This window comes from Mesorhizobium kowhaii (assembly GCF_003253745.1).
In the GTDB taxonomy this organism is placed as follows: Bacteria; Pseudomonadota; Alphaproteobacteria; order Rhizobiales; family Rhizobiaceae; genus Mesorhizobium; species Mesorhizobium kowhaii.
This window is the reverse complement of record NZ_MZXV01000076.1, coordinates 81,914-96,798: the sequence shown is the minus strand read 5'-3', so window position 1 is coordinate 96,798 and position 14,885 is coordinate 81,914. Positions and strand designations below refer to the sequence as shown.

The window sequence follows — 14,885 nt, the reverse complement described above, 5'->3', positions numbered from 1 at the left end:
CGGGGGTCTGGATATGCAGTGCCGTAGAAGGCAGGGTCAGGCGTCGTGGTTGATAACCGCACCGACGGATTTGGCGACGGCATCGGCGACCTTTGTCAGTCGATGGATGTGCGGCGACCGCATGACAACGACCTGCATAGACAGGTCGAGATCACCTGCCTCGATGAGCATCACGCCCCTCGGCAAGTGCTGACGCAGAAGGCGCATGGGCATGAGGCCGAGTCCGTGGCCCCTTCGCACCCACTCCATCTGCATGGCCGGGTCCTGGATTTCGGCGGCGATGGATAATCTCCTTCTGTCTTCGCCCAGGACGGCAAGCAGCCGTTGGCGCGCGTCGCAAGGCGGGGGGCTCAAGACCCAGGCCGCATCTGCAAGATCGGTCGCCGGGCCGACCTGCTTGCCGGCCACGATGCCGAGGCGCTCCGTGCCGATGGCACCCTCGCTGCTTTCGCCGGTGTTTGCGCGCAGCACGATGGCGACATCGAGCTGCCCGCGATCAAACTGGTAGACGAGTTCGGCGCTCCAGCCGGTCTTGAGGCGCAGCGACACGTTTGGAAACAACGCGGCGGCATTGGCAATGGCCCCCGCCACATCCCTGTCGGAGAGGCCGTGGGCAAGGCCGAGGCGAAGCACGCCTTCAGGCTCGGCGCTGCCGGCGAAGGATTTCAGCGCTTCGACCGAAGCGAGAATGTCGCGGCCGCGAGCCAGTACGTCCAGGCCTGCCTGGGTCAGCCGCGGCGGCTTCTGCCGCCGGTCGAGCAGTGTGGTGGCGAGCATGTCCTCCAGCCGCTGGATCTGCCGGGTTACGGCAGGCTGCGTCAGTGGCAGGCGGCGGGCCACTTTCTGGATCGAGCCTTCCTCGGCGAAGAGGACGAGCGTGCGCAGTTCCTCGAGCATCCGTTCACCATGTTCTACACGCATAATCATGCTGACTATTATGAATTTGAAATCCACCGTCTGACAAGCGATTTTCCTTGCAACGGAAAGGATGACGACAATGAAAGCCATCGAGCTGCAGAACCCGGGCGGCATCGACCATCTCAGAATGGTCGAACGGCCGATGCCGGCACCGGGTCGCCAGGAAATGATCATCAAGGTCAAGGCCACGGCGCTAAACTACCGCGACGTGGAAATCGTGCGCGGCAACTATCACACAGTATTTCCATTGCCGCTGGTGCCGCTTTCGGACGGCGTCGGTGACGTCGTGGCGGTCGGCCCTGAGGTCAGCCGCTTCAAGGTCGGCGACCGTGTCAGCGGCACCTTCTGGCAGCGCTGGGTCGGCGGCAGCTTCGCAATGGCCGAACCGTCCTATCAGCGCGGCGGTCCCATCGACGGATTGCTCAGCGAATTCGCTCGCCTGGACGAACAGGCGGCAGTGCTTGCCCCAGCGCATCTGAGCGATGTCGAGGCGGCGACGCTGCCTTGCGCTGCTGTCACCGCCTGGCATGCGCTGTTCACCGAGGGCCATCTGAAGCCGGGCGAAACCGTGCTCAGCCTGGGCACTGGCGGCGTGTCGCTATTTGCGGTGCAGTTCGCCGCCGCTGCCGGCGCGCGCGTCATCGTCACCTCGAGCAGTGATGCAAAGCTTGAACGGGCAAGGCAAGTCGGTGCCCATGACTGCGTCAACTACAGCAGCGATCCGGACTGGTCGTCAGCCGTCATGGCGCTGACCGATGGCCGTGGCGCCGATCACATCATCGAGGTCGGCGGGCCGCAAAGCTTCGCCCAGTCGCTGAAGGCCGCGGCACGCGGCGCCCAGATCAACGTCATAGGCTATCTCGGCGGCAGCGAGGGGGCGATCAATCCGCTCGATATCTTTCGCCGCCAGGTCAGGGCACGCGGCATACCCGTCGGCTCACGCGAATCCTTCGAGGCAATGAACCGCGCGCTTGCGGTCAACCGGCTGCGGCCGGTGATCGACCGGGTCTTCCCGTGGGGAGAGGCAGCGGCGGCGTTTCACCATCTCGAACATGGCTCGCCCTTCGGCAAGGTCGTCCTCGATCACACGCCGTGATTTCGCGACCGGCGATCAGGGCAGGCGGTTCGCCTTCTGCAGAGCCTGCTTGGTCTGGTCGTCGCCCAGCCCCTGCAGGAAATCGTCCATCTGCGGGTCGATGAGACCGGCGCGGCGGGCGACGATGTACCAGGCGCCGGCAAGGACAAGATCCGGATCGGTGCCGATGCCTTGCATATAGAGCTTGGCGAGGCGGTTCTGCGCGGCGACGTTGCCGCCCTCCGCCGCCTGCTTCATCCAGCCGAAGGCGGACTTCAGGTCGCGGCCGCCACCGCGACCCTCGATCATCCAGGTTGCGAGATCGATCTGCGCGGTGTCGTAATTCTGCCGTGCGGCCTGCGCCAGCAGGCGCCTTGCCTGCGCGTCGTCGCGCGGCTTGCCGCCGACGCCATTGGCATAGATCTGTGACATCGCATATTGCGCGTCGGCGAGGCCGGTGGCGGCGGCGCGCTCATAGTAGGAGACCGCCTTGGCGAGGCCGGCGTCGCCGGGGTCCTGCTGGACCAGCATCTGCGCGAAATTGAACTGCGCCAGCCGGTTGCCGGCTTCGGCGGCGGCCTGCATCAGCGCATAGGCCTCCTTCTCGTCCTTCTTGACGTAGCGTCCATCGAGCAGCATCAGCGCATACTGGAACTGCGATTCCGGCACGCCCTGTTCGGCGGCAAGCGCGTACCATTTCGCCGCTTCCGCGGCATTCAGCGGCACACCCAGCCCGCGCGACAGGATCTCGGCCACCAGCGTCTGCGCCGCCGGGTCGCCGTTTTGCGCGCGCACCAGCGCGAGATTGTAGGCCGTCTTGTAGAGACCGCGCTGGAAGGCGCCATAGGCGGCGTCGGCCGGCTTGGCGCCGAAGCGGTCGGGATTGACGGTGTCGGCTGACGGCAGCGGCGCCGGCTCGGCCGTGGTGGCGGGCTGCGGCAGCGGCTTGTCGATCGGCTTGTCCGTATGCACGCCGGCTTCCGGCTTGGACTGCGGCAGCGGGATGTTTTCCGCGGCCGCTGCCTGGATCATGAGCGCCGCAAGCAGAGCCTGGAGGGGAAGCGTTGCCGAGGGCACGTCAGTCCTCGAAGCGCGGCGCGGTCTCGTCGAGCAGCGCGTTGGCGCTGGCGACCGCTGTCCTGGGGTCGGTGCCGTCGGCGAACACGGCGCTCGACAGTGCCACGAATTCGGCGCCAGTGGCGCCCACCGCTTCCACCGAAGCGATGTCGGATCCGGCCATGACGATGCAAGGGATCTGGATCATATCGGCCCACCATCTGCCGAGCGACAGGTTGCGCGGGTGGGGTTCGGGCTTGTTGTCGTAACCGAAGCGGCCGAAGAAAATGTAGTCGGGCCGTGTCTCGCCGAGCTCGAGCGCGTCGTCTCGCGTCTTGGCGCCGCCGGCGCCGACCATCATCTTTGCCTGAAAATGCTCGATCGTCTCGGCGAGTTCGGCCTTGGAGACCTCGACATGGATACCGTCGGCCTGAACGCGGCCGGCTATGCGGGTGTCGCCGGCGATGACGACAGCGACGCCCGCGGCTTGCGCTGCCGGCACGATCTGCTCGGCGAAAGCCTGGAAGGAGGCCTCGTCCATGCCGTTCTCGGGCAGGATCAGCGAAGCCACGTCGCCGCCTTCGAATGCCGCGGCGATACGGGCCGCCGGCACGCCGGGTGGCGCGATCAGCACGATGCGACAGCGGTTGGGGGGCGTTGCGTCATTCATGGTTTTTCGATCCCGCGTTTCGCCTATGCCGGGCGAAGATGGTTGGATTGCGGCATAGAGCAAAGTGCCCGCTTTGAACAGGCGGGCAGCCGGGATCGCGTTTTTTGACCCGCCGGGCAGCCGGCGGGCCCGCGTCACTTGATCGGGTGCGGGCTCGCGACGGGCGTTTTCGACTTCCACAGCGTCCAGCCGAGATTCATGCCGGCGGCGGCGATCAGGATGGCGGCGGCGCCGACGATCTGGCTCAGATGCAGCCGATGGCCGAAGGCGGTGACATCGACCAGGATCGCCACCACCGGGTAGATGAAGGACAGCGAGCCCTGCAGATGCGTCGGCAGCTTCTGGATGGCGCCATACATCAGGATGTACATCAGGCCGGTATGGACGATGCCGAGCGTCGCCAGCATGGTCCAGGTCCACGCATCGGCCGGAAGCTGGGAAAGATTGGCGAAGGGCGCCAGCATGACGACGCCGACGCAGACCTGGATCAGCGCGATCAGGTGCGGCGGCGTGCCCTTGAGCTTCTTGGTGACGATGGCGGCGACGGCCCAGAAGAAAGCCGCGCCCAACGCCATGACGATGCCGGTAAATTAATCCGTGCCGACATCGCCGGCATCGGGGGCGGCCTGCACGATCAGCACCATGCCGGCGAAGGCGATGGCCAGCCAGGTCAGCTTGGTCAAGGTCAGCCGCTCGGCGAAGAACAGCGCGCCGAAGCCGACCAGCATGAAGGGCTGCGTGTTGTAGACAGCGGTGGCGATCGAGATCGACGCGCGGGAGAAGGCACTAAAGAGTAACAGCCAGTTGACGACGATAGCGACGCCGCCGAGCGCTGCGAGGCCGATGACGCGCAGCGACAGCCTGTTGCGCAGCAACCCCAGCCCGGCGCAGATGACAAGCAGCGTCAGCGCGCCGAATGCGCAACGCCAGAACACCACATCCATGATCGGCTGGCCGGACAGGACGACGAACCATCCGATCGTTCCCAGGATCGCCATTGCGGCGGACATTTCGACCGTACCGCGCACTGTATCGTTCACAACAAACCTCCGAACCCGTTGATCTCGCATAATCTCATGCGTCGTCGGGGCTTTCCATGTGATAAAAAAGGTGGTGCTGCCATCTATAATAATTATATTAGGCATTAGTTCCAAAATTGCGAGAAATGTAAAATGCTGGACGATCTCGACCGAAATCTCCTCGAAATCCTGGTCAAGGACGCACGCACCTCGCTGAAGGACCTGGCCAGCCAGGTCGGGCTGTCGTCGCCGAGCGTTTCGGAGCGGCTTCGACGGCTCGAGGAGCGCGGCGTCATCCGGGCGTTCACGGTCGAGATCGACCCGCTGGCACTCGGCTATACACTGCAGGCGATCGTTCGCATCCGGCCGCTGCCGGGCAAGCTGCACATCGTCCAGAAGCTGATCGAGGAGATCCCCGAATTTGGCGAATGCGACAAGGTGACGGGCGATGACTGCTTCGTCGCCCGTCTGTTCGTGCGCTCGATCGGCGATCTCGACGGGATTCTCGACCGCATCGCCGACAAGGCCGAGACCAGCACCGCCATCATCAAGGCGCAGCCGATCCGGCGGCGGCCGCCGCCGCTCGACGCAACCGCCTCTCGTGACAGGGCAAAGGTTTTGCAGGGCTAAGCCCGAACTGGCGGAAGAGCTGGAGCGGCCGATGTTCCTGCTGGTGTCGGCCCGCCGATAGGACAAAGGCCCGCCATTGGCCACGCGTGCCGCAGCCACGCTTACATTTGCTGTCGCTCCGCTCAAAATTCTGGGCTATTCAAGCGTCGACGCGCTTTCCCTCCAGCCCAGCCCCTCCCCATGTCAGGCCTGCTTCTCGATCCGTGGTTCTACGCGGCTGCCATCCCGGCGGTCATTCTGGTCGGCCTGTCCAAGGGCGGCTTCGGCGGCGCCGTCGGCTTCGTCGGCGTGCCGCTGATGGCGCTGACCATGCCGCCAGTGCAGGCCGCCGCCATCCTGCTGCCCATCCTGTGCCTGATGGACATCGTGTCGGTGTGGACATGGTGGGGTGTCTACGACCGCAAGATGCTGGTCGACATGATGCCGGGCGCCGTCATTGGCATCGGCCTGGGCTGGCTGACGGCGGCACTGGTCACCGAAGAGGCGGTGCGGCTGATCGTCGGCGCCGTCGCCATCATCTTCGTCCTGCGCTGGCTCTATCTGCAGTTTCGCCACGGCGCCGACCACGCGGCCCAGCCCAACCGTGTGGCTGCCGCCATCTGGGGAACGGTCGCCGGCTTCACCAGCTTCGTCGCCCATGTCGGCGGCCCGCCGTTCCAGGTCTATGCCTTGCCGATCCGGCTCGATCCCAAAATTCTGTCGGGCACCGCGGCGATCTTCTTTGCCGCCACCAATGCGCTGAAGCTCATTCCCTATTTCGCGCTCGGCCAGTTCGACACCGCCAATCTGACGGCGTCGGCGGTGTTGACGCCGCTGGCGCCGCTGTCGACCATCGCCGGCGCCTGGCTGGTGCGGCGGATGCGCCCGGAAACCTTCTATCCCTTCACCTACGCAACCGTGGCGGTGGTGGCGCTGAAGCTGCTGTGGGATGGCATCGCCGGCCTTCTGTAAGGGGTGAGGCGGCTGTGCAGCCCCTCACCATCACGGCGGTGTCAGGCGGCGCTCGGCACGAGGCGACGGTTGCCGCCAAGGGCCAGTGTGGCGCCCACCACGACGACCAGCACCATACCGGCAAGAATGCCGATGTCATGCGCGGTCGGCTTCAGCACCATGTCGGCGATGATTGCCAGCATCACCGCATAGTCGAAGCGCGCCGCGCTCATCATGCGCTGGCCGATGGCCAGAACAGCGGGCGTGATGCCCTCCTTGGCGATCATCGCGCCCATGCGCTCGCCGGTCGGCTTGAAGATGAACATGCCGATCGAGAAGGTCGTGGCGTAGCCGACCAGACCGATGATGATCCACAGATCCGAAAAGCCGACCCAGAAGCTGCACATGATGAGGCCGAAGATCAGGGTCAGCATCGACATCGGCGCGAAGAAACGGCCTCCCAACTGCCCGCTGGCACGCATCGCCTGCAACTTTTCCTCGATGTTGCCGGCGCGCTCGGCAAGCGCGCCGAGCAGGAACAGCACGAAACCGCCCCCAACCCATAAACTGGCCGAGACGATATGGAGAAATTTGACGATCGAGTACCAGTCCATGGTTGCTCCTTGGATGTTCTGGAGGGATTCCGGTAGGGCGCGATTTGCGCCGGCCCGTCAGAGGAGCGGCCTTTAGCGCGGCGCACGTTTCGGAACGATGTCGCGAAAAATTCGGTTCTGTTTCAGCTTGCCGCCAGCGCGAAGCCGCCGAGATGGCGAATGCACTGCCTGGTTTTCTGCTATCGTGAGAAGTGTCGGGAGGGGTTGGCGCGACATCGTCTGGAAACAGTGCCGATGCTAGTGCACCGATGCCGGGAGCCCGGTGGCGACAAGATTCGCCTGACGATCAACCCATTCCCGCACACGGGAAGAGGCAATTCGGGGGAACATTATGCAAGGGGTAGCACGGAATTTCTTCACGCTGGCGATCATCTATTCGCTGTGTGGCATGGCGCTCGGCCTGTACATGGCGATCAGCCAGGACCATGGCCAGATGCCGACCCACGCCCACACGATGGTGGCCGGATGGCTGATGTCGGCGGTCTTCGCCTTCTTCTACCATCTGTTTCCGGCAGTCGGGCAAAAGATGCTCGCCACCATCCATTTCTGGCTGACGGCAATCAGCGGCATCGGCCTGTTGATCGGCCTCTATTTCCTGCTTGCCGGCAATGCCGCGATCGAACCGCTGGTGGGGATTTCCTCGATGGGCTTCTACGCGTCCATGCTGCTGTTTGCCTTCGTCGCCTTGCCGGCCGTCTGGAAGACGGCCTGAGCTGAGCCTGAAACGAGGCTCGGGGCTGTGCTGTTACGGCACAGGACGGTGGCGTTCGGTCAAAAAACACGCGTGCCGTTAAGGCTTCATTAAGCTTTACAGGTGTTTACTATGTCCATCCAGTGATCTGGATTCTTACCGAGTGGTTGGAGCCACTTTGTTTGACGCCTCCCTGTTAAACTCCTGAGAGCCGCCTTATCCGCGGCTCTTTTTTTGTCCGGATTTCAGGGCGCCCGACAGCGGCTCGCCGTTAACCTTCTGTTAAACATGTGCTTGCCTTCGCCGGGAACGAAGCGCATTTTCAAGCTTCAGTTCTATAGGGTGCTGGGTGTATCGGCAGTGAGCCGAATCGGCCAGCTGTAGGTGCAGGGGGCGTAGCAATGAACGAGCTTTCGAAGGGCAGTGCGAAAACCGTCAAACTGGCGGAGCGCCGGGTTTTCACGCAATCCTTCAAGCCGCTTTACCAGGAAGGCATGGGCCTGGTCGAACAGGCGGCGGAGTATCTCGACGGCAAGGGCCGGGTCGAGGCAAAGAAACTGTCCAGGCTGGGGGCCACGCTCTATGCCGCCGAATCGATGCGGCTGACCACAAGGCTGATGCAGGTTGCCTCCTGGCTGCTTTTGCAGCGCGCGGCGAATTCCGGCGAGATGACCCGCGACCAGGTTGCGTCGGAAAAGTCCAAGGTGCGCCTCGACACCGCTTCCGCCCATGACGAAGCCGCCGGCTGGGCCGAACTGCCCGAGGATTTCCTCGACCTCGTCACCCGCTCGCTGCGCCTGCAGGCGCTGGTGCGCCGCATGGACGAGGAGATCTACGGCTCCGGCGCCGTGGTCGACATGCAACTGACGGCTCGCCGCCCCAATCCGGTTTCCGACCAGATCAGCCTGCTCAACACGGCTTTCGCTCGCGGCTGACGGGCTGCCTGATAATTCTACGTTGACGGGCATCTGGCGCAGTTTTCTGCGCTTCCGGTGCTCACGTACTTAGGTACGCTCCGCTCCGGTTCTCGAAAACCACGCCATCTGCTCCGCCAGAGCGAATTCTCAAACAGCCCGCGACTCGTCGTGGGGGATCGTTTCCGGTTTGTTCACATTTCGCTGGCATCGCTGTCCACCGGAGGTAAACTCGCCGGATGGGGGAAGCGATTCGCATTATCGGTATCGACCCGGGGCTCAGGCGCACCGGCTGGGGCATCGTCGAGAGCCTCGGCAATTCGTTGCGCTTCGTCGCCTCCGGCACCGTGCGGTCCGACGACAAGGCGGCGCTGGCGACGCGGCTCTGCCAATTGCATGACGGGCTCGCCGAAATCCTGCACGCCACCATGCCGCACGAGGCGGCGGTCGAACAGACCTTCGTCAACAAAGACGCGGTGGCGACGCTGAAGCTCGGCCAGGCGCGCGGCATCGCCATGCTGGTGCCGGCGCGCGCTGGCCTCGTCGTTGCCGAATATGCGCCCAACGCTGTCAAGAAGGCGGTGATCGGCGTTGGTCATGGCGACAAGAAGCAGATCCACATGATGGTGAAGGTGCTGTTGCCGAAGGCCACTTTCGATACCGAACATGCCGCCGACGCGCTGGCCATCGCCATCTGCCACGCGCATCACCGGCAAAGCGTCGCCTACAGGATGGCGCTCGCCGGGTAGCAATGTTCTTGACTTGTTCTCATAGTTGCGATAAGTAATACTTCAGAGGTATTACCATGCGCGTGACCACCAAGGGGCAAGTCACCATTCCCAAACAGATAAGGGACCATCTGGGTATCGGCCCGGGCTCGGAGGTGGAGTTCGTGGCCACCGACGAGGGCGCTCGGCTTGTCGCCGTCAACGAAAACCTGTCCGAGGAAGAGGCATCCCGCAGGTTCAGCGATGTCCTTGACCGGATGGCGGGGACCCTGGATTTGGCGGGCATGACGACCGACGAATACATGGTGTGGTTGAGGGGGCCGCGTGAAGATCTCGACGTTGATTGACACAAATGTCCTGATCGACGTCTGGGGACCGGCCGGACCGCTGACAAAATGGTCGGCATCGGCGATTGTTTCCTGTCGCCGCGATGGAGCCTTGCTGATCAATACGATCATCTGGTCCGAGCTCGCGCCGCTGATAGCGACAGAGACGGCGCTTCGAAAAGCAGTCGACATGCTCGAGATGGATCGCGAGTTTCTGCCCTGGGACGCGGCATTCCTTGCAGGCGTCGCGCATTCCCGCTATCGCCGTGCTGGGGGGGTTCGCGAGCGGACGTTGCCAGACTTTTTCATTGGCGCCCATGCGACCGTTGCCGGACATCGTCTGCTGACCCGCGACGCTGCCCGCTACCGCAGTTACTTCCCGGATCTCGACATCATCTCTCCTGAAACGCACCCATGAAGGCCCAGGCATGATCGGCAAACTCAAGGGCACGCTCGACGAGATCGACGAGGACCATTGCCTCGTCGATATTCATGGCGTCGGCTATGTCGCCTATTGCTCGGCGCGTACGCTGGCAGCACTCCCGGCATCGGGCGAAGCGGTGGTGCTGTTCATCGAGACCTATGTGCGCGAGGACATGCTGCGGCTCTACGGTTTCCAGTCGCAGCTGGAGCGCGAATGGTTCCGGCTGCTGATGAACTATGTGCCAGGCGTCGGCGCCAAGGTGGCGCTCGCCATCCTGTCGACACTGGCGCCGGCCGATCTCGCCAACGCGATTGCACTGCGCGATATCGCCATGGTCTCTCGCGCCCCAGGTGTCGGCAAGAAAGTGGCCGAGCGCATCGTCACCGAATTGAAGAACAAGGCGCCGGCCTATGCCGGCACTGCCTCGGGCACCATCGGCCTGAAGCAGGAGCTCGGTGAAGGCGTCGCTCCGGCGCCGATCACCGACGCCGTCTCGGCACTGGTCAATCTCGGCTATTCGCGCGACACCGCGGCCAATGCGGTGGCGGCGGCGCTGAAGACGGCGGGCGAGGATGCCGATGCACCGAAGCTGATCCGTTTCGGCCTGAGGGAGCTGGCGCGGTGAGGCGTCGCTTGTTCAGTTCCTTGCCGCGTGCAAGGAAGGCGCCATGAGCCTGTCACCCCGTCTCATTACGCCTGAAAAACGCGGCGAGGATGCCGAGCAGACCTTGCGGCCGCAGACGCTTGACGATTTCGTCGGCCAGGCGGCGGTGCGGGCCAATCTCAAAGTGTTCATCGAGGCCGCCAAGGGCCGCAACGAAGCGCTCGACCATGTGCTGTTCGTCGGGCCGCCGGGTCTCGGCAAGACGACGCTGGCGCAGATCATGGCGCGCGAGCTCGGCGTCAATTTCCGCTCGACCTCCGGCCCGGTTATCGCCAAGGCCGGCGATCTCGCGGCCCTGCTCACCAATCTCGAAGAAGGCGACGTGCTGTTCATCGACGAGATCCACCGGCTGAGCCCGGCGGTGGAGGAAATCCTCTATCCGGCAATGGAGGATTTCCAGCTCGACCTGATCATCGGCGAGGGACCGGCGGCGCGCTCGGTCAAGATCGATCTCGCCCGCTTTACGCTGGTCGCCGCCACCACGCGGCTTGGTCTGCTCACCAATCCGCTGCGCGACCGTTTTGGCATTCCGGTGCGGCTCAATTTCTATTCGGTCGAGGAGCTGGAGCAGATCGTGCGGCGCGGCGCCCGCATCCTGCAAATGCCGCTCGGCGACGATGGCGCGCTGGAGATCGCGCGGCGCGCGCGTGGCACGCCACGCATTGCCGGCAGGCTGTTGCGCCGCGTGCGCGATTTCGCCTCGGTCGCCGGCGATGGCCATGTCGACCGCCAGATCGCCGACGAGGCCTTGACCCGGCTTGAGGTCGACGCGCTCGGCCTCGACGCGCTCGACCGCCGGTATCTGTCGATGATCGCCCGCAATTTCGGCGGTGGGCCGGTTGGCATCGAGACGATCGCCGCCGGCCTGTCCGAGCCGCGCGACGCCATCGAGGACATCATCGAGCCCTATCTGATCCAGCAGGGTTTCATCCAGCGCACGCCGCGCGGCCGGATGCTGACGGCCAATGCCTGGCGCCATCTTGGGCTGGATGCGCCAAAGGATCTGGCGCAGCAGCAGATCAACCTGTTCCAGGAAGAGTAGCGGCTCGGGCGATTGGACGCTGACCTGCGATCAAGGATCCGTGAATGTCCTTGCGCAAAAACTCCTCAGCTTCGCCGACTTGCCGGCGCAATCGTGGACTCTAACGCGGCCTTGGCGATTGTCGCCGCGATTTAGTGCCGGAGCCGAGCATGATAAACAGACGCGGGTTCCTGCGCTTCGTCGGCGGGTCGTTTCTGTCGGTTGCCGCCTTCAGCGCCTATGCGGTGGGCATCGAGCCGATGCTGCTGACGCATGTGAAGCACTATGCCTTAACGCCACCGCATTGGCCGGCGGGATTGAAACTGCGCATCGTCGCACTTGCCGACATCCATGCCTGCCGACCGTGGATGACACCGGAGCGGATCGCTTCGCTTGTCGAAGACGCGAATGCGCTGCAGCCGGACCTGATCGTCCTGCTTGGCGACTACATCGCCGGCATGCCTCTGGTGACGGGGCCGGTGACGCCGTCGCAATGGGCATCCCCGCTGTCGGGCCTCAAGGCGCCGCTCGGCGTGCTGTCGATCCTTGGCAACCACGACTGGTGGGGCGATGGCTTCGCGCAGCGGGCGGGCGCCGGTCCGACAATAGCGCGCAAGGCCTTGGAGAAAGTCGGCATCCCGGTTCTGGAGAACGATGTCGTGCGCCTGGAGAAGGACGGGCATGGTGTCTGGATCGCCGGGCTTGCCGACCAGCTGGCCCTGCTGCCGACCAGGGACCGCGCCGGCTTCACGGGGCTGGACGATCTCGACGGTATATTGGCCAAGGTCAGCGATGCCTCGCCGGTCATCCTGCTCGCACATGAGCCCGATATTTTTCCCACCGTGCCGTGGCGGGTGTCGCTGACCCTGTCCGGCCACACCCATGGCGGACAGGTGCGGCTGTTCGGCTATTCGCCGGTCGTGCCGTCGCGGTTCGGCAATCGCTATGCCTATGGCCATGTCGTCGAGAACGACCGCAATCTGATCGTCTCGGGCGGGCTTGGCTTCAGCATTGTGCCGGTGCGTTTCGGGGTGCGCCCCGAAATCCTGTCGATCGACCTTGGCTGAGCGGTCAATGCAGTGTGCGGATCACGTCCATCACATTCGGCTCGGCCTTGTCGCCGTTGAAGGCGTCGACGATGCCGAAGGCGCCGCCATAGCTCCACACCGACCATGAGAAGCCATGCGCTTCGGCGCGCGCGATCATGTCCCTGACATAGGCGGCGCGGAACGCGGCCGGCATCACATAGGCGTTGCCATATTCCTGGCGGATCATGCCGAATTCGCCCAGCGTGATGTTCTCCGGCTTGATGCCGTTGGCCTTCGCCCACGCCTCGACTTGCCTGAACGGCGCATCCATAAGGCCAAGCAGCTTGTCGGGGCTGTCCATGCTGGCGACCTGTTCATCGAGATAGGCAAGCAGGCCGCTCTGCCGTGCCCATGGCGCCTCGGCCCTGATCCTGGCGCGGATGGTGTCGAGCGTCACCTCGAGCTGTGCCTGCGGCACCGCGGTCAGCGGATAGGGCAGGCCGGTCACATAGGGGATGAAGTCGCCGGCCCAGGTCGCGCCCTGATGGGTGAGCAGGAACGGATCGTAGGAGTGGAAGGTCCAGATGACGTTGTCATCCGGGATCGTCTTCGGATCGATCTTCTCCAGGGAGGTCGCGGCCGAATAACAGGCCCCGGTCAAGATCAAAGTTAGCTTGGTGGCCGATGAACGCGCCGCCGCGAACAGCTTCTGCTGGCGGTTCGGCCACAGGCTGGTGCCGTCGCTGTCGCAGTCGACGATAGGTTCGTTCATCGGCTCGAAAGCGACCTTTTTGGGATCCTCGCTGGCCAGCGTGCGGGCCATCTTGCGCACCATGTCGACATAGGCGTCGAAGGTCTGCGGGTCGTCCATCACTTGGCCCATGCCGATCTTGCGGCTGCCGCCGGCCGGGATCAGATGCATGTCGACGACCACCTTCAGCCCGGCGCGGTTGATCGTGCGCACCGAATCCAGCACGCTGGCATAGAGGTCGTCGCGCAAGGCCACGGTCTGGCCGGACAGGAAAGGCGACGGATCGACCGGCATGCGCAGGAAGTCGAAGCCCGCATCCTTCAGCGCCTTGAGGTCGTCGTCCTTGAGGAACTTGCGCCATTCCGGATAGGGCAGGATGGCCTTGGTGTCGCCCCACTGCTCCTCGCCCGGCCACGTCGTCCACTGGTCGAGATTGAGGCCGCGCTTCATCGAGAAGGTGGCCGCCTGGCCGGGCAGCGACAGAGCCACGAGCACAAGCAGCGCCGCCATCAAGGTCTTGATCATCGCCGTCAACAGTGCCATCGGGTTCATGCGCCAAGCCAGTGCGTGTCGCCCAAAAGTGTGTAGCGGTTTTGGGACAACGACACGCACGGAAACAATTGCCTTAAGCGCGCCACGCTTTAGGTGCCCGGCCAGGCCCAAAAAGGAAAGCGCAATGGACGATCATGGTGAATCGGCGGCGTTGCTGGCGGGGCTTTCCGGAGCGTTGACGGAGTTCGGCCACCGGCTGATGGCGCGGGTCTATTACGCCGACACCGATTTCTCAGGCGTCGTCTACCACGCGCGCTATCTCGAATTCTTCGAACGCGGTCGCTCCGACTATCTCAGGCTGACCGGCGTGCATCACACCGAACTTGCCGACGGCAAGCATGGCGAGAAGATCGTCTGGGTGGTGCGTCGCATGGAGATCAACTTTCGCGGCCCCGCCCGCATAGACGACATCCTGACGGTCGACACCCGCACCGAGGACATTTCGGGCGCGCGCATCTTCATGGCGCAGCAGCTCAAACGCGGTGATGAGGTGCTGGTCGAGGCCAAGGTCGAAGCGGCGATCATCGGCGAGAATGGCCGGCCAAGGCGCTTTCCCAGGGAATGGGTGGCGGCATTCATGCCCAAGATGAGTTGATATTCAGGTGATGCCGGCCTGCAAACGGCAGGTTCCTCCGCTTCCGGTGCTCACGTACCCAAACGTACGCTCCGCTCCGGTTCTCGGAACCCACCGTTTTCGGCTCGGCCTGACCTGAATCTCAACCCACCTTTGGAGGGGCGGATGAGCTGATGCAGACCGAGCCGGTGGTCCACGGGCGTGGCAATGCGCCGCGCCTTATGTACTAACCCATCCTTAACCATAACGGTTCATGAAGAGATTGGTGAAGATTGGCGCTATCCAGCGCCTTCCTTTCAC

At 63.9% G+C, this 14,885-nt stretch carries 17 protein-coding genes and 1 pseudogene; 12 read left to right on the top strand and 6 right to left on the bottom strand.

The window, feature by feature from the left end:
- Positions 1 to 36 precede the first annotated feature (36 nt).
- Positions 37 to 1,032, bottom strand: coding sequence for a LysR family transcriptional regulator (locus tag B5V02_RS33955; protein WP_167458782.1), 996 nt, complete (start codon positions 1,030 to 1,032; stop codon positions 37 to 39).
- Between B5V02_RS33955 and B5V02_RS33950 the strand changes: the two genes are divergently transcribed.
- Positions 998 to 2,014: a zinc-dependent alcohol dehydrogenase family protein gene (locus B5V02_RS33950; RefSeq protein WP_111548332.1), complete on the top strand. Its 1,017-nt coding sequence runs from the start codon at positions 998 to 1,000 to the stop codon at positions 2,012 to 2,014. The two genes, B5V02_RS33955 and B5V02_RS33950, sit on opposite strands and share 35 nt — an antisense overlap.
- Positions 2,015 to 2,029: 15 nt before the next feature.
- On the opposite strand, the gene B5V02_RS33945 is transcribed toward B5V02_RS33950, so the two are convergent.
- The 3 genes and pseudogenes from B5V02_RS33945 to B5V02_RS33935 form a co-directional block, all read right to left on the bottom strand.
- Positions 2,030 to 3,025 (bottom strand): tetratricopeptide repeat protein, encoded by a 996-nt coding sequence (locus B5V02_RS33945; protein ID WP_167458781.1) that lies wholly within the window; start codon positions 3,023 to 3,025, stop codon positions 2,030 to 2,032.
- Positions 3,026 to 3,071: 46 nt separating this feature from the next.
- Positions 3,072 to 3,719, bottom strand: coding sequence for a thiamine phosphate synthase (locus B5V02_RS33940; RefSeq protein ID WP_111548330.1), 648 nt, complete (start codon positions 3,717 to 3,719; stop codon positions 3,072 to 3,074).
- 134 nt (positions 3,720 to 3,853) lie between these two features.
- Positions 3,854 to 4,759, bottom strand: a pseudogene (locus tag B5V02_RS33935) (DMT family transporter).
- 132 nt (positions 4,760 to 4,891) lie between these two features.
- Between B5V02_RS33935 and B5V02_RS33930 the strand changes: the two are divergent.
- Positions 4,892 to 5,368 carry an Lrp/AsnC family transcriptional regulator gene (locus B5V02_RS33930; protein ID WP_111548329.1) on the top strand — a complete coding sequence of 159 codons (477 nt, stop codon included), beginning with the start codon at positions 4,892 to 4,894 and terminating at the stop codon, positions 5,366 to 5,368.
- 180 nt (positions 5,369 to 5,548) lie between these two features.
- Positions 5,549 to 6,319, top strand: coding sequence for a sulfite exporter TauE/SafE family protein (locus B5V02_RS33925; RefSeq protein ID WP_111548328.1), 771 nt, complete (start codon positions 5,549 to 5,551; stop codon positions 6,317 to 6,319).
- A 41-nt stretch (positions 6,320 to 6,360) separates the two neighbouring features.
- On the opposite strand, the gene B5V02_RS33920 is transcribed toward B5V02_RS33925, so the two are convergent.
- Complete coding sequence (locus B5V02_RS33920; RefSeq protein ID WP_111548327.1) at positions 6,361 to 6,912, bottom strand: DUF2269 family protein; 552 nt, start codon at positions 6,910 to 6,912, stop codon at positions 6,361 to 6,363.
- A 331-nt stretch (positions 6,913 to 7,243) separates the two neighbouring features.
- On the opposite strand from B5V02_RS33920, the gene B5V02_RS33915 reads away from it, so the two are divergent.
- The 8 genes from B5V02_RS33915 to B5V02_RS33880 all read left to right on the top strand — a co-directional run bounded on the left by B5V02_RS33915 (position 7,244) and on the right by B5V02_RS33880 (position 12,747).
- Complete coding sequence (locus B5V02_RS33915) at positions 7,244 to 7,624, top strand: hypothetical protein (RefSeq protein ID WP_111548326.1); 381 nt, start codon at positions 7,244 to 7,246, stop codon at positions 7,622 to 7,624.
- A 380-nt stretch (positions 7,625 to 8,004) separates the two neighbouring features.
- A complete protein-coding gene (rcdA, locus tag B5V02_RS33910; RefSeq protein WP_111548325.1) occupies positions 8,005 to 8,538 on the top strand; it encodes a protease adaptor protein RcdA in 534 nt (177 codons plus the stop codon).
- 218 nt (positions 8,539 to 8,756) lie between these two features.
- Entirely contained in the window at positions 8,757 to 9,266 is a 510-nt protein-coding gene (gene ruvC / locus B5V02_RS33905; RefSeq protein WP_111548324.1) for a crossover junction endodeoxyribonuclease RuvC, read from the top strand.
- A gap of 56 nt (positions 9,267 to 9,322) precedes the next feature.
- Entirely contained in the window at positions 9,323 to 9,592 is a 270-nt protein-coding gene (locus B5V02_RS33900) for an AbrB/MazE/SpoVT family DNA-binding domain-containing protein (RefSeq protein ID WP_111548323.1), read from the top strand.
- On the top strand, positions 9,570 to 9,989 hold the full coding sequence (locus B5V02_RS33895) for a type II toxin-antitoxin system VapC family toxin (protein WP_111548322.1): 420 nt from the start codon (positions 9,570 to 9,572) through the stop codon (positions 9,987 to 9,989). Before B5V02_RS33900 ends, B5V02_RS33895 begins: the two co-directional genes overlap by 23 nt.
- A 10-nt stretch (positions 9,990 to 9,999) precedes the next feature.
- Positions 10,000 to 10,620, top strand: coding sequence for a Holliday junction branch migration protein RuvA (ruvA, locus tag B5V02_RS33890; protein ID WP_111548321.1), 621 nt, complete (start codon positions 10,000 to 10,002; stop codon positions 10,618 to 10,620).
- A gap of 43 nt (positions 10,621 to 10,663) precedes the next feature.
- Positions 10,664 to 11,701 (top strand): Holliday junction branch migration DNA helicase RuvB, encoded by a 1,038-nt coding sequence (gene ruvB / locus B5V02_RS33885; protein ID WP_111548320.1) that lies wholly within the window; start codon positions 10,664 to 10,666, stop codon positions 11,699 to 11,701.
- Positions 11,702 to 11,850: 149 nt separating this feature from the next.
- Entirely contained in the window at positions 11,851 to 12,747 is an 897-nt protein-coding gene (locus tag B5V02_RS33880; protein WP_111548319.1) for a metallophosphoesterase, read from the top strand.
- A gap of 4 nt (positions 12,748 to 12,751) precedes the next feature.
- Here the strand turns inward: B5V02_RS33880 and B5V02_RS33875 are convergent, their stop codons facing one another.
- A complete protein-coding gene (locus tag B5V02_RS33875) occupies positions 12,752 to 14,002 on the bottom strand; it encodes a glycoside hydrolase family 5 protein (RefSeq protein ID WP_111548546.1) in 1,251 nt (416 codons plus the stop codon).
- A gap of 133 nt (positions 14,003 to 14,135) precedes the next feature.
- Here B5V02_RS33875 and ybgC point away from each other — a divergent pair, with 133 nt between their 5' ends.
- A complete protein-coding gene (ybgC, locus tag B5V02_RS33870; protein ID WP_111548318.1) occupies positions 14,136 to 14,606 on the top strand; it encodes a tol-pal system-associated acyl-CoA thioesterase in 471 nt (156 codons plus the stop codon).
- Positions 14,607 to 14,885: the final 279 nt, after the last annotated feature.

Excerpts from the sequence above, each read along its gene's own strand:
- B5V02_RS33950 (WP_111548332.1), top strand. The coding sequence starts at position 998 with ATGAAAGCCATCGAGCTGCAGAACCCGGGCGGCATCGACCATCTCAGA.
- B5V02_RS33955 (WP_167458782.1), bottom strand. The coding sequence starts at position 1,032 with ATGCCGCCCGGGTTCTGCAGCTCGATGGCTTTCATTGTCGTCATCCTT.
- B5V02_RS33945 (WP_167458781.1), bottom strand. The coding sequence starts at position 3,025 with ATGATCCAGGCAGCGGCCGCGGAAAACATCCCGCTGCCGCAGTCCAAG.
- B5V02_RS33940 (WP_111548330.1), bottom strand. The coding sequence starts at position 3,719 with ATGAATGACGCAACGCCCCCCAACCGCTGTCGCATCGTGCTGATCGCG.
- B5V02_RS33930 (WP_111548329.1), top strand. The coding sequence starts at position 4,892 with ATGCTGGACGATCTCGACCGAAATCTCCTCGAAATCCTGGTCAAGGAC.
- B5V02_RS33925 (WP_111548328.1), top strand. The coding sequence starts at position 5,549 with ATGTCAGGCCTGCTTCTCGATCCGTGGTTCTACGCGGCTGCCATCCCG.
- B5V02_RS33920 (WP_111548327.1), bottom strand. The coding sequence starts at position 6,912 with ATGGACTGGTACTCGATCGTCAAATTTCTCCATATCGTCTCGGCCAGT.
- B5V02_RS33915 (WP_111548326.1), top strand. The coding sequence starts at position 7,244 with ATGCAAGGGGTAGCACGGAATTTCTTCACGCTGGCGATCATCTATTCG.
- rcdA (WP_111548325.1), top strand. The coding sequence starts at position 8,005 with ATGAACGAGCTTTCGAAGGGCAGTGCGAAAACCGTCAAACTGGCGGAG.
- ruvC (WP_111548324.1), top strand. The coding sequence starts at position 8,757 with ATGGGGGAAGCGATTCGCATTATCGGTATCGACCCGGGGCTCAGGCGC.
- B5V02_RS33900 (WP_111548323.1), top strand. The coding sequence starts at position 9,323 with ATGCGCGTGACCACCAAGGGGCAAGTCACCATTCCCAAACAGATAAGG.
- ruvA (WP_111548321.1), top strand. The coding sequence starts at position 10,000 with ATGATCGGCAAACTCAAGGGCACGCTCGACGAGATCGACGAGGACCAT.
- ruvB (WP_111548320.1), top strand. The coding sequence starts at position 10,664 with ATGAGCCTGTCACCCCGTCTCATTACGCCTGAAAAACGCGGCGAGGAT.
- B5V02_RS33880 (WP_111548319.1), top strand. The coding sequence starts at position 11,851 with ATGATAAACAGACGCGGGTTCCTGCGCTTCGTCGGCGGGTCGTTTCTG.
- B5V02_RS33875 (WP_111548546.1), bottom strand. The coding sequence starts at position 14,002 with ATGGCACTGTTGACGGCGATGATCAAGACCTTGATGGCGGCGCTGCTT.
- ybgC (WP_111548318.1), top strand. The coding sequence starts at position 14,136 with ATGGACGATCATGGTGAATCGGCGGCGTTGCTGGCGGGGCTTTCCGGA.